The sequence below is a fragment of the Knoellia locipacati genome (assembly GCF_044791685.1).
Taxonomy (GTDB): Bacteria; Actinomycetota; Actinomycetes; order Actinomycetales; family Dermatophilaceae; genus Knoellia; species Knoellia locipacati_A.
Genome location: NZ_CP087730.1, coordinates 3,502,374 through 3,515,257, shown reverse-complemented (window position 1 = coordinate 3,515,257; position 12,884 = coordinate 3,502,374). Strand labels below are relative to the sequence as shown.

Below are 12,884 nucleotides of genomic sequence, written 5' to 3'. Positions count from 1 at the left end.
GTCAGTTCTCCTGGTTCAGGGCGACGTAGACGTCGTCACCCTCGATCTTGACGGTGTGGACGGCGATGGGCGCCGTGGCGGGGGGACCGGACGGGTCGCCCGTGCGGATGTCGAAGCGTGAGCCGTGCAGCCAGCACTCGAGGGTGCAGCCGTCGAGCTCGCCCTCGGACAGCGAGACGTTGGCGTGGCTGCACGTGTCGTCGACGGCGTGGACCTCACCCTCGGCGGTGCGGACGATCGCGACGATGCGACCGGAGATGTCGGCTGCGGCCACACCCACGGTGGGCAGCTCGTCGAGCGAGCACACCCTCACGAAGGCATCGGTGCTCTGCGACTGGGTCGTCTCGCTCACGCGGTGCCCTCCAGCTCGCGGTCGATCGCCGCCATGAGGTGCTCCTCGACCTCGGGGACGCCGATCCGGCCGACGATCGAGGCGAAGAAACCGCGCACGACCAGGCGACGGGCCGTGTCCTCGTCGATGCCACGCGCCTGCAGGTAGAAGAGCTGCTGGTCGTCGAACCGGCCGGTGGCCGAGGCGTGCCCCGCACCGGCGATCTCGCCGGTCTCGATCTCGAGGTTGGGCACCGAGTCGGCGCGCGCGCCGTCGGTGAGGATGAGGTTGCGGTTGAGCTCGTAGGTGTCGGTGCCCTCGGCCGCGGCCCGGATGAGGACGTCGCCGACCCAGACCGTGTGGGCGGAGTCCCCCTGGAGGGCGCCCTTGTACTCGACGTTGGAGCGGCAGTGCGGCGCCTCGTGGTCGACGAAGAGGCGGTGCTCCTGGTGCTGGCCCGCGTCGGCGAAGTAGACACCGAGCGCCTCGAACGAACCGCCGGGACCGGCATACGAGGCGTTGGTGTTGAGCCGCACGATGCCGCCACCGAGGGTCACGGCGATGTGGCGGACCTTGGCGTCACGGCCGACGACGACGTCGTGCTGGCCCAGGTGGAGGGCGGTGTCGGCCCACTCCTGGATCGTGACCACGGTGACGTCGGCGCCGTCACCGACGACGACAGACAGCAGCTCGGAGTACTGGGCGTCGCCCTCGTGGCGCAGCACGATGGTCGCCTTGGCGAAGTTGCCGACCCGCACGAGCGTGTGGCCGTGCGCGAGCGTGCCCTCGCCGGTGAGGACGAGGCGGACCGGCTCGCTGAGCTCGGCCTCGGCCGGCACGTCGAGGACGGTGACCGACTCAGCCTGGTCGACGGCGACCACGGCGGCGCGGTCAGCGGGCTTGGGTGCCCCGCTGCCCTGCCACTCCTCCCTGGAGAGGCTGGAGAGCGTCACGCCCTCGGGCAGCGACTGCTCGCGGCGCAGGGCGCTGCCGGCCGTCTCGGCGAAGAGCGCCTGGAGACGGTCGACGGGGGTGAACCGCCACTCCTCCTCGCGGCCGGACGGGACCGGGAAGTCCGACACGGCATACGAGGTGGTCCGCTCGGCGCGCGACTGGTCGGGGACGAACGCCGCGACGGAGTCGGTGTGACCGGGCTGCTCGGTGGTCTGGGGCTTGCTGGCCAGCAGGCTCAACCCACTGCTCCTTCCATCTGAAGCTCGATGAGGCGGTTGAGCTCGAGGGCGTACTCCATCGGGAGCTCCTTGGCGATCGGCTCGACGAAGCCGCGCACGATCATCGCCATCGCCTCGGTCTCGGACATGCCTCGGGACATGAGGTAGAACATCTGGTCCTCGGACACCTTGGAGACCGTGGCCTCGTGGCCCATCGTCACGTCGTCCTCGCGGATGTCGACGTAGGGGTAGGTGTCGGAGCGGCTGATCGTGTCGACGAGCAGGGCGTCGCAGACGACGCTCGACTTCGAGCCGTGCGCCCCCTCCATGATCTGCACGAGACCGCGGTAGGACGTGCGGCCACCGCCACGCGCCACCGACTTCGACACGATCGTCGAGGAGGTGTTGGGCGCCGCGTGGACCATCTTGGAGCCGGCGTCCTGGTGCTGGCCCTCACCGGCGAAGGCGACGGACAGCGTCTCGCCACGGGCGTGTTCGCCCATGAGGAAGACGGCGGGGTACTTCATCGTCACCTTGGAGCCGATGTTGCCGTCGATCCACTCCATCGTCGCGCCCTCGGCGCAGGTCGCGCGCTTGGTGACGAGGTTGTAGACGTTGTTGGACCAGTTCTGGATCGTCGTGTAGCGCACGCGGGCGTTCTTCTTGACGATGATCTCGACGACGGCCGAGTGCAGCGAGTCCGACTGGTAGATCGGCGCGGTGCAGCCCTCGACGTAGTGCACGTAGGAGCCCTCGTCGGCGATGATCAGCGTCCGCTCGAACTGGCCCATGTTCTCGGTGTTGATCCGGAAGTAGGCCTGGAGCGGGATGTCGACGTGGACGCCCGGCGGGACGTAGATGAACGAGCCACCCGACCAGACCGCCGTGTTGAGCGCGGCGAACTTGTTGTCACCGGCGGGGATCACCGAGCAGAAGTACTCGCGGAAGAGGTCCTCGTGCTCGCGCAGGCCCGTGTCGGTGTCGACGAAGATGACGCCCTTCTCCTCCAGGTCCTCACGGATCTGGTGGTAGACGACCTCCGACTCGTACTGCGCGGCGACACCGGCGACGAGACGCTGCTTCTCGGCCTCGGGGATGCCGAGCCGGTCGTAGGTGTTCTTGATGTCCTCGGGCAGGTCCTCCCAGGAGGTCGCCTGCTTCTCGGTGGACTTCACGAAGTACTTGATGTTCTGGAAGTCGATGCCGGTGAGGTCGCTCCCCCACGTCGGCATGGGCTTCTTGCCGAAGAGGCGCAGCGACTTCAGGCGCAGGTCCTCCATCCACTGCGGCTCGCTCTTGCGCCGCGAGATGTCCAGGACGACCTCGTCGTTGAGTCCGCGGCGGGCGTTGGTGCCAGCAGCGTCGCTGTCCGCCCATCCGAAGTCGTAGCGGCCCAGGTCCTTGAGACCCGGGTTCAGCTCCTCGATGGTGCTCATCGCGAAGACCTTTCTGTTGAAGGCTCAGACTTGGTGGGGACGAACGTCGTGCACACGTGATCTCCGTGCGCGAGAGTTGCGAGACGTTGGACGTGGACGCCGAGCAGGCGCGAGAACGCGTCGGTTTCAGCGTCACAGAACTGGGGAAATTCCCGAGCGGCGTGCTGGACCGGGCAATGGCCCTGACAGAGCTGTATGCCGGACAGCCCGGTCGTGACGCCGGCGGCGGTGCCCTTGGGGTCACCGACCGGACGGGCGGAGGCGGCGAAGCCGTCGCGCGTCAGTGCGGCGACGAGGGCCTGGACCCGCGCTGCGGTGTCGGTCCCGGCGGCGGCGAGCTCCACGGCATACCGCTTCTCGAGCGCGCCGACCCGGGACTCGGCGAAGCGGCGGACCGCCTCGTCGCCGGCCTCGGCGGAGAGGAAGCGCAGGGCCTCGGTCGCGAGGTGGTCGTAGTCGGACTCGAGCGCCAGGTGGCCGCCCTCGCTCAGGACGTAGGCACGGGCGGGACGCCCGCGGCCGCGGCCGGTGGAGCTGGCCTCCCGCTCCTCGATGAGCTGGGCGTCGGCGAGGTTGTCGAGGTGACGACGCACCGCCGGGACCGTGAGAGCGAGCTCCTCGGCCAGCGCGGTGGCGGTGACCGGGCCACGCTCGCTGATGGCCTGCAGGACCCGGTCGCGCGTGCGCGACTCGAGAACCTGCGGCACCGCGGTGCTGGCCGGGATATTCACAACGCCAATGTTACGTAATTGACGCGAGCAAGGGAAACGAAGGTGAGCCTTACCGCCACGAGACGCACCCGACCCGGCGCCGGTCACCGCCCTCAGGCATCGCGCGGCACGAACTCCGCTGACTCGACCATGGCCGTGAGCCGCTGGAGCGCAGCCTCGGGGACGCCGGTGTTCGCCGTGACGGTGAGGACGACGACCTTGTCCTCGACGTCGAGGACCCAGAGCCGGTCGAACTCCCCGGGAGCGCTCATGTGGCGGGCGCCGCCGGGGTCGCTCTCCCAGAGGTTGTAGTCGCGGCAGGTCGTGAAGTCGACGCCCTCCGGGACGCGCAGCTCGAGCGAGAGGCCCCGGTAGCCGTCGACCTCGACCGGAACGGGTTCGGGGGTCCGGGTGCGTTGCTGGCGGCGCAGGCCGGCCACGACGTCCTCGACGCGCCGACCGACCGCGACGGGGGACGAGTCGCCGCACGGGTCCGGCACGACCTCGGAGATCGTCCAGTAGCCGACCCCTCCCCCGCCCCGGGGGTCCTCGTCGAAGATCACCCAGCCGTCGATGGAGCTGAACCTCTCGGGTACGTCGATGACGGCCCACGGTGTGCCGGGACGTCCGTTGGCGGTCATGCCCAGACGACCGGGGGTGAGGAGCCCGGTGCTGTCACGACGGATCGGTTCCCAGTGCGTCCGGTCTGCCGGAGACCGTGACGCCGACCCGGGAGGCGCCGGAGTGGTGGCCGTCGACGTGGCGGTCGCGGCCGTCGAGGTCGGGGTCGGTCCGGAGCAGCCGGACGCGAACAGCGCCGTGGCGACGAGGCCCACCGACGCTGACAGGCCGCGCCGCCTACGCCGCGTCGTCCTGGATGGGGGCCGTGGTGCCGGGACCTGCGTCTCCGGTCGTGGTGTTCTGGACATGGAGGTCTCCTTGGTCTCGGGGGTGGGTGCCGTGGGGCGATGCGGGAACCTCCGCCCTGTTGTGGCACGAGGTGGTTCCACCGTGGTGTCGGACAGGGCGGAGGGTCGGCGCCGGGTCCAGGACAGCAGGGGCCTGCTGTCGGTCCGTGTCGGTGTCACCGCCGAGCCCGGACGGACGCCGGTCGCGAACGTCGACTGCGGCCGGTCAGGACTCGGGCACCCAGGAGGGCGCCGAGACCCCGTTGCCGGTGAGGTCGTCGCACCGGGCGTACTGGGTCACGACCCGGTGCAGGGTGCAGCGGGGGGTGGAGGCCTCGACGCTGACGCCGTGGCGCTGCCCCGGGTCCGGGCGGGCCGAGGCGGAGGTGGCGCCGACGGCGAGCAGGAACGACGTGGCGCACAGGGCTGCGGCGATGCGGGGAGCCCGGCGGGTGTGCTGGTTCATGAGATGTCCTTGAGAGGTGCGAGAGGGGAGGTGCGCTGACCCCTTCACGCTCCCGCCACCAGTTCCTCAGTCACATCGGGAGAGGCTCCTGAGATCACGGCCCCGCACCCCTGAGTTCAGGCCTCGGCAGCTCGGCGGGCCAGTTCCGCGAGCTCGATACGGCTGGATGCGCCGGTCTTGCGCAGGAGGTTCGAGACGTGGGTGCTCACCGTCTTGTCGCTGATGAACAGCCGCGCGGCGATCTGTGCGTAGGTGTCACCGGACAGCAACCCGTCGAGCACCTCCCTTTCGCGCGGGGTGAGGGGCGGGCTCGCCGGAACCGTGCCAGGCTCCGAACCGAACGCCACCCGGTCCCTGGGGGCGGGGACGTTCGTGTGCGTCTGCAGGGCGAGGTCATCGATGTCGCGTGCGAGGGGTACGGCGCCGAGCGCTTCGGCGATGTCGCGCGCCTGCGCCAGCGCGCTCGCCGCCCTGGACTTGTCCCGCTGATGGGTCAGGAGGTGCCGGGCGAGGCTGTAGAGGGACCGGGCATGGTCGAAGCGCATGTCCGCCCTCTCGGTCGCGACGCACGCACGTTCCCACAGGGTCGCGAGGTCCTCGGGGCTGCCGAGCAGCTCGGCACGCTGGGCGACATGGAGCGCACCGAGGGCGGGGTGGACGAGGTCTCGGGGATCGGCTGGTCTAAAGGGCGTGGGCTCGGCGCCCCTGGCCGCCTCGATGCGCAGGTACGCCTCGAGCGCGTCGTCCCCCGTGGCAGCTGTCCTGGCGCCGATCCCCGTGGCGCCGACGGCGGCCCGGGAGGCGAGCTCGAGGAACTCGTCTGCCGCGAGTATGTCGATGGTCACTGCGTCGTGCATGCACCCTTCGACGACCTGGAGGGCTTCCAGCGGGCGGCCCGTGGCGATCGCGACAAGGACGTCGGTCGCCGCGACGGTGTCGCCGACCGGAGCGGCGGTCGGGAGCAGCTCGTGCGCACGCAGCAGGTGCAGCGCCGCCGCATCTGCCTCACCCTCGTAGGCGGCCAACAGTGCGGCGACGCACCGAGACGCTCCTGCGTTGTTGTCACCCCGTGCGATCGTCAGCAGCTCACGAACCAGCGTCCTCGCCTCGACCCACCTGCCCAGGGCGAAGTACCACCAAGCCGCATTGGCACCCACCGAGGCCGCGAAGTCGAACTGGCGTGCGTCGACGAGGAGCCGGTAGGAGCGTTCCGTGGCCGACGCGGCATCCGCGTCGCGCCCCACGGACTGGTAGCTGTTGCTGAGGAAGATGGTCGACCGGCAGATGAGCTGCGGGTCTCCCCCTTCGATGGCCAGGCCCAGCGCCCGCTCCGAGTCCACGACTCCTTCATCGGACCCCCACCGGGTCTGTCCCCGGGCACCGAGAGCCCACACCCGTGCCCGGTGGTCGCGCGACGCCTCTGCCAGGGCCACGGCGGTGTCCGCGTGGCGCGGCGCCTCAGGGAGGCCGTTGAAGACCTCGGCGAAGGCGAGCTGGGCGTAGGCCAGGGCACGCTCCGGCGCCGTGGTGTGCTGTGCCGTCAGCTGGAGCACCTCACGTGGCTCGGCCGTCGACAGGTGCGTGGCCCCGTAGCCGGCGATGTCCCGCAGGATGTGCAGCTCGAGCAGCAGGCGCGATGCAGTCAGAGGGTCCGTGCCGCGGTCCACGCGCGACAGTGCCTCCTCGTGATGCGCAACCGCACCGCGGTCGTCGCCTGCGAACTCGCACGCGCGGGCGGCACGGCCCAGCAGCCGGAGGCGGTCCTCGTCGGAGGCCGCTTCCGCGGGTACCTGCGAAAGCAGGGAGACCGCCGTGGACAGGTGACTGGCCACCTCCTGCCAGCTGCCCACCGACTCCGCCTCGTCCGCGGCTCGGAGCGACCAGTGGAGCCCAGCCTTCGCGTCCCCTGCTGCGACATGGTGGAGAGCCAGCGCATTGGCACGGTCGCGGCTGTCCACCGCCTCGGCCGATTCCCATGCTGCCGCGATGTGCGCGTGGACGGGCGCGGACTCCCAGGTGTCCATGGTGGACGCGATCGTCTCGGCGAGAAGAGGGTGCCGGAACCAGATCGACCCCGTCTCGGTGCGCACCGTGATGCCCTCGGCCGAGGCCTCACGCACCGCCGATACCGTCTGCTCTGGTTCGAGGTCGAAGCGCGCACCCAGCTCGCGCAGGACCGGCGGAGCCACCGGCGACCCGGCGAGGGCCAGGACCTGCGTCACTCGACGGCCAGCGGGAGACAGGCGGTGCCAGGACGCCAGCAGGGCTTCGACGAGGTGGGATCCACCGGACCTCGGTATCGACGTCGAGGAGTCCTGCAGCAGGAGGTCCGCCAGGTAGGGGTTGCCGCCCGAGCGCCGGTGGACCGACTCGGCGACGCCTGCCAGGGGTGCCATCTGGCCCCGTGCCCTGACCAGCTCCTCGATGCCCCAGAGGTCCATCCGGTCCAGCCGCAGGTGCGCCACTGCGGGCATCCGGTCGGCATCGGCGAGCCAGCCGTGCAGGCGGTGGCCCTCACCCAGGTCGGTGTCCCGGTAGGTGGCCAGCACGGCGAGGCGCTGCCCCTGGGTGAATCCCGCGACGAGGTAGGTGAGGACGTCGAGGGAGCTCGGGTCGGCCCGCTGCAGGTCGTCCAGGACCACGACGGTCGGCCGCTCCTGCTGGAGCCGCTCCAGCACCGTGGCGATCTCGACCAGGGCGAGACCGTCCGAGGGTCGGGCGTGCAGGGACGCGAGCGAGGGCACCAGCGCCTCAATGCCTCCGTGACCGACCCAGCCCTCCCAGGCGTCACCCCCACCGGTCCTCAGCCACTGACCCAGTGCCTGGGTGAACGGGAGGTAGCTCGTGACGTTCGCGCCGAATCGAAGGCACTGTCCGATGAGAACGTGGTACCCGTCCGCCCGGACCCGCTCGGCTGCCTCCCGCACGAGGGAGGTCTTCCCGATGCCTGCCTCCCCGTGAACCAGCACGAGGACCGGGGAGCCGGACGCAGCGTCCCTCACGGCGGAACGCAGGATCTCTCGCTCGTGCGCTCGCCCGACCAGGGTGGGCTGAACGTCCACGCCTCGATTCTGCTCCTCGAGAGGGTGGCACCGTCCGGACTCGAGGACATCTGCCGTGCCGCCCCAGAGGCCGGTCGCGGGTCCGGCCGAGAGCAGCTGTCAGGCGTTCTCCTCCTCGGCGTCGGCGTCCGGCAGGAACACCGACGGCATCCGGTGCCGGCGGGGCGCCACGGCGTCGGTGCCGAACAGTCGCTCGCGCACCGGGGCGGTGAGCACGCCCAGAGGCGCCTGGAGGATGTAGCCGTAGGCGATGACGAGCCCGGTGAGCCCCGGGTCGAGGACGAGCCCGACGACGGTCGCGAGGGCGACGAGGCTGGTGACAACCCAAGCGCCCCGGGTGCTCGGCGCCAGGATGTTGCGGAACGACCGGAACCGGATCGAGGTGACCATGAGCACGGCCGGCACGACGCTGACGAGGACCGGGACGATGAGCGAGGTGTCGTAGCCTCCCGCCTTCGGCTGGTTGAGCGCGAAGATCGTCGCCATGACGACGGATGCGGCAGCCGGGCTGGGCAGACCGACGAAGTAGCGCTTGTCGGCAGTCGGGTCGACCGTGACGTTGAAGCGCGCGAGGCGGAACGCGGCGCAGCCCAGCCAGAAGAAGGCGGCCAGCCACGACAGGATCGGGTAGTCCGGCAGCGCCCACGTGTGGACCAGCACGGCCGGTGCGAAGCCGAACGCGATGAGGTCGGCGAGCGAGTCCATCTGCAGGCCGAAGGGCGACGTCGCCCCGACGAGGCGCGCGACCCCGCCGTCGGCGATGTCCATGATGATCGAGACCGCGATGAGGATGGCGGCCAACGTGAACTCGCCCCGGAACGCCAGCAGGACCGAGGACAGGCCGCTCATCATGTTGACGATCGTGAAGATCGTCGGCGCGGTGACCCTGAGCCGGTCTCGCTTGCTCAGCTGGCGCAGCGAGACGACCTCGGCGCCCGTGGGTGAGACGAGTCGCCAGCGGTCGAAGCGCCGCTTGCGCCCGGAGTCGTCGTCGCTCACGCGCGCGAGCCCCTCGGCCATCGAGCGATGACCGTCTCGCCGGCGACGACACGGGCTCCGGCCTCCACGAGCAGACGTGCGTCGGTCGGGACGAAGACGTCCATCCGCGAGCCGAACTTCATGAGCCCGATCCGCTGCCCGGTCTCGATCTCGTCGCCGACGGCGACCCGGGTGACGACGCGCCGGGCCATGAGCCCGACGATCTGGCGGAAGTGCACCGTGCGCGTGACGCCGTCGACCTCGCGGTCCACGACGAGGTCGGTGCGCTCGTTGAGGTGAGCACTCTCGTGGCTGTATGCCGCGAGCCACTTCCCGGGTCGGTAGGTCACCTCGCGCAGCCGGCCGCCGTAGGGAGCGCGGTTGATGTGCACGTCGAACGCGGACAGGAAGATGCTCACCTGGAGCCAGTCGCCCTCGGGAGCGACTCCGTCCTGGCCGGGGCCGGCATACATGACCTTGCCGTCGGCCGGGGAGAGCACCGTGTCGACGTCCACCGGAGCGCCCGCGGCCCGGCGATCCGGCGTGCGGTCGGGATCGCGGAAGAAGAGCGCGACCGCAGCCGGGACGGCAGCGAGGGCGAGGGCCGTCCCGCGACGCCCGGCGAGGGCGGCGACGAGGGCTGGGACGGCGGCGACGGCGGTGGCCGGTGCGGCCTCGCGGTCGATGGTGACCATGGGACTCCTTGGGTTGGTGAGCCCCAGCCTAGGATGTCCGCCGTGTCTGCAGTCGAGGTCGTCGGTCTGCGCCGCGACATCGGCGCGGTGCGCGCCGTCGACGACGCCACGTGGAGCGCGCGCTCCGGGGCCGTGACCGCGGTGCTCGGGCCGAACGGCGCCGGCAAGACGACGACGATGGAGTGCCTCGAGGGCCTCCAGCGACCGAGCGCCGGGACGGCACGCGTGCTCGGGACGGACCCCTGGCGGGCCAGTGCCGAGCACCGGGCCCGCGTGGGCGTGATGCTCCAGGACGGCGGGCTGCCCGTGACGACCACGGCCGAGCGCCTCCTGCACCACGTCGCCCGCCTGCACGCCTCCCCCACCGACGTCGGCTCCCTCGTGGACCGTCTCGACCTCACCCGCGTCCGGAGCCGCTCGATCCGCAGGCTCTCCGGTGGTGAGCGCCAGCGGGTCGCCCTCGCCGCTGCCCTCGTCGGACGTCCAGAGGTGGCCTTCCTCGACGAACCGACGGCCGGACTGGACCCGCACGCCCGACTCGAGGTCTGGGACCTCGTGCGTGAGACCGCCCACGGCGCCGCGGTCGTCGTGACGACCCACTCGTTCGAGGAGGCCGAGCGCATCGCCGACCACGTCGTCATCATGAGCCGTGGGCGGGTCGTCGCCGAGGGCTCGCTCGACGAGGTCCGCGACGGGCGTCCGCTCGAGGAGCGCTACTTCGCCCTCACCGCCGAGGGCCGCCGGTGACACCGCACGACGCGCCCTCCGCGCCGCCGGGCGCACCAGGACCGAGCAGGTCCGCAGCCCCCGCCCCCGCCGTGATGCGGTGGCTGGCCCAGGCGCGTTTCGAGACGGCCACGATCCTGCGCCACGGCGAGCAGCTGCTCGTCGCCCTCGTCCTCCCGACGCTGGCGCTGCTCGCGCTGGCGCTGACGGACGTTCCCGACCTCGGCCCCGGCCGACGGGTCGATGTCGCCACGGCGGGCGTCCTCGCCCTGGCCGTCGTCTCGACGGCCTTCACGGGCCAGGCGATCGCGACCGGGTTCGACCGGCGCCACGGGGTCCTGCGCTTCCTCGGCGCGACCCCTCTCGGACGAGAGGGCCTGCTCGCCGGCAAGCTGGGCGGAGTCGCCCTCGTGGTCGCCCTCCAGCTCGTCGTCCTCGGGGGGATCGCCGCGGTCCTCGGCTGGCGGCCCGACGTCGCGGGCCTCCTGCCCGCACTCGTGACGGTCGCGCTCGGCGCTGCCGCCTTCCTCGCGCTCGCCCTCCTGCTGGCTGGCACGGTCCGCGCCGAGGGCGTGCTCGCGCTCGCGAACCTCGCGTGGGTCCTGCTCCTCGGCTTGGGCGTGCTGTTGCCGACGGACCGCCTGCCAGAAGGACTCGCCACGCTCGCCCGGCTGCTGCCCTCCGGTGCGCTCGGTGACGGGCTCAGGCTCTCGCTGGTCTCGGGTGGGTGGCCACTGACCCAGTGGCTCGTCCTCCTCGCTTGGGCCGGGGCCGCAGGCGCAGCCACCGCGCGCTGGTTCCGCTGGTCCGACTGAGCGACTCCGGGCAGGACGATGGGCCGGCACCCGGAGGTGTGCCGGCCCATCGCCGTTCGGTGGCCTCAGCTCGTGGCGAGTGAGGTGTCGTCGACGACGAAGGACGTCTGCAGCGAGGAGTCCTCGTTCATGAGGAGCTTCACGCTGATCGTCCTGCCCTTGTATGCCGTGACGTTGAAGGACTTCTGCGTCCAGGTCGCATTCGCACCCACGTTGGAGTACGTCGCCAGGGTCGAGGTGCTGGCCCCGTCGACGACCTGCACCCGCATCGTGTCGTAGGCCGTGCTGCCGCTCTCGGCGGTGTCGGTGCGCAGCCAGAGCGACAGCGTGGCACTCGTCGTCGTGGCCGGGACCGACACCTGTTGCTGGATCGTCTCGGTCGACGTGCTGCCGTTGCCGCCCAACCACGCCTTCCACGTGCCGGTGCGCGCCGGGCGCCCGGTGCTGTTCGTGATCGGACCGGAGGTTCCCGCCCAGCTCACGGCCCCGGACTCGAAGCCGGGGTTCTGGAGCAGGTTGGCACCCGGCTGCGGCGTCGTGCCGTAGTCCTTCGCGGCATACAGCCAGAGCATGTGACCGATGACGTCGACACCGCGGTCGAGGGCGGTGACGTTGATGTTCGACGTCGTGTCGCACGACGAGTGGTAGCACGGGTCGAACGCGCGGCCCGCGGTCCCGCCCCACTTCTGTGCCTGGCTCGAGGACTTGAGCGTCTCGGCACCGCTGAAGATGCCCGCGGTCGAGATGCCGTAGGAGCGGAAGGCGGCGTGGTCGCTGCGACCCTGCACGTCGATGTACTCCCACGGGATGCCCTTGGACGTGTACCAGCTCGTCAGCTCGTCGCGCGCGGTGTTGCCGGCCGGGTTGTCGTTGTAGACGAAGTACCCCGGGTTCGGCGATCCGATCATGTCGAAGTTCAGGTAGACCTTGATCCGGTCCTTCTCGGCCGTCGACAGGCTGTTCACGTAGTGCTTGGAGCCGAGCAGGCCGAGCTCCTCGGCACCCCAGAACGCCACGCGCACACGGTTCTTCGCGCTCTGGCCGCTCGCGGCATACGCGAGGGCAGCCTCGAGGACCCCCGCGCTCCCGGAGCCGTTGTCGTTGATGCCCGCCCCGTTCGCGACGCTGTCGAGGTGACCACCGAGCATGACCACCTTGGAGGCGTCTCCGGCGGGCCACTCGGCGACGAGGTTCGACGAGGTGCCCGACGACGTCGAGAAGCTCTGGACGGTCGTGGTCCAGCCGGCGGCGTCGAGCTTGCCCTTGACGTAGCTGATCGACGCCGCGTAGCCGGGCCGACCGGTCCCCCGGTTGCCGCCGTTCGCGGTGGCGATGGACTGGAGCTGCGTGAGGTGGGCCTGGGTGTTGGTGACCGAGATGTCCGGGCTCGCGGCCACGGCTGCCGTCGCGGTGACGCTCGCGGTGACGCTCGCGGTGACGCTCGCGGGGGCGGGTGCGGACGTGGCCGCGGCCGACGTGGTGCCGGCGAGGCACAGGGCCAGGACGGCCAAGGGTGCGGTACTGCGGGTGGAGATCGCCATCAGGTGTCCTTTGGTGGGGACAGCGTTGTGGGCCGGCGCCCCTG

At 71.0% G+C, this 12,884-nt stretch carries 12 protein-coding genes; 2 read left to right on the top strand and 10 right to left on the bottom strand.

The genetic code is table 11. The features are described from left to right. Position 1: 1 nt before the first annotated feature. The 9 genes from LL946_RS16470 to LL946_RS16430 form a co-directional block, all read right to left on the bottom strand. Complete coding sequence (locus tag LL946_RS16470) at positions 2-352, bottom strand: non-heme iron oxygenase ferredoxin subunit (protein ID WP_404382563.1); 351 nt, start codon at positions 350-352, stop codon at positions 2-4. Continuing rightward, positions 349-1,515 carry a Fe-S cluster assembly protein SufD gene (gene sufD, locus LL946_RS16465; RefSeq protein WP_404386935.1) on the bottom strand — a complete coding sequence of 389 codons (1,167 nt, stop codon included), beginning with the start codon at positions 1,513-1,515 and terminating at the stop codon, positions 349-351. The genes LL946_RS16470 and sufD overlap by 4 nt, the downstream gene beginning before the upstream one ends. Positions 1,516-1,520: 5 nt before the next feature. Further along, complete coding sequence (sufB, locus tag LL946_RS16460) at positions 1,521-2,939, bottom strand: Fe-S cluster assembly protein SufB (protein WP_404382561.1); 1,419 nt, start codon at positions 2,937-2,939, stop codon at positions 1,521-1,523. Next, entirely contained in the window at positions 2,936-3,670 is a 735-nt protein-coding gene (locus LL946_RS16455) for a helix-turn-helix transcriptional regulator (RefSeq protein ID WP_404382559.1), read from the bottom strand. The genes sufB and LL946_RS16455 overlap by 4 nt, the downstream gene beginning before the upstream one ends. Before the next feature lie 92 nt (positions 3,671-3,762). Continuing rightward, a complete protein-coding gene (locus LL946_RS16450) occupies positions 3,763-4,290 on the bottom strand; it encodes a hypothetical protein (RefSeq protein ID WP_404382557.1) in 528 nt (175 codons plus the stop codon). 493 nt (positions 4,291-4,783) lie between these two features. Further along, positions 4,784-5,023, bottom strand: coding sequence for a hypothetical protein (locus LL946_RS16445; RefSeq protein ID WP_404382555.1), 240 nt, complete (start codon positions 5,021-5,023; stop codon positions 4,784-4,786). Positions 5,024-5,139: 116 nt separating this feature from the next. Continuing rightward, positions 5,140-8,085 (bottom strand): AAA family ATPase, encoded by a 2,946-nt coding sequence (locus tag LL946_RS16440; RefSeq protein WP_404382553.1) that lies wholly within the window; start codon positions 8,083-8,085, stop codon positions 5,140-5,142. A 99-nt stretch (positions 8,086-8,184) separates the two neighbouring features. Further along, the gene (gene pssA, locus LL946_RS16435; protein WP_404382551.1) at positions 8,185-9,084 is read right to left on the bottom strand and encodes a CDP-diacylglycerol--serine O-phosphatidyltransferase; all 900 of its coding nucleotides are present in this window, start codon (positions 9,082-9,084) and stop codon (positions 8,185-8,187) included. Further along, on the bottom strand, positions 9,081-9,758 hold the full coding sequence (locus LL946_RS16430; protein WP_404382549.1) for a phosphatidylserine decarboxylase: 678 nt from the start codon (positions 9,756-9,758) through the stop codon (positions 9,081-9,083). The genes pssA and LL946_RS16430 overlap by 4 nt, the downstream gene beginning before the upstream one ends. A gap of 33 nt (positions 9,759-9,791) precedes the next feature. Between LL946_RS16430 and LL946_RS16425 the strand changes: the two genes are divergently transcribed. Next, positions 9,792-10,505 carry an ABC transporter ATP-binding protein gene (locus tag LL946_RS16425; protein ID WP_404382547.1) on the top strand — a complete coding sequence of 238 codons (714 nt, stop codon included), beginning with the start codon at positions 9,792-9,794 and terminating at the stop codon, positions 10,503-10,505. Further along, positions 10,502-11,299: an ABC transporter permease gene (locus LL946_RS16420; RefSeq protein WP_404382545.1), complete on the top strand. Its 798-nt coding sequence runs from the start codon at positions 10,502-10,504 to the stop codon at positions 11,297-11,299. The genes LL946_RS16425 and LL946_RS16420 overlap by 4 nt, the downstream gene beginning before the upstream one ends. A 65-nt stretch (positions 11,300-11,364) precedes the next feature. On the opposite strand, the gene LL946_RS16415 is transcribed toward LL946_RS16420, so the two are convergent. Continuing rightward, positions 11,365-12,840, bottom strand: coding sequence for a M20/M25/M40 family metallo-hydrolase (locus LL946_RS16415; RefSeq protein WP_404382543.1), 1,476 nt, complete (start codon positions 12,838-12,840; stop codon positions 11,365-11,367). Between the last annotated feature and the right edge of the window lie 44 nt (positions 12,841-12,884).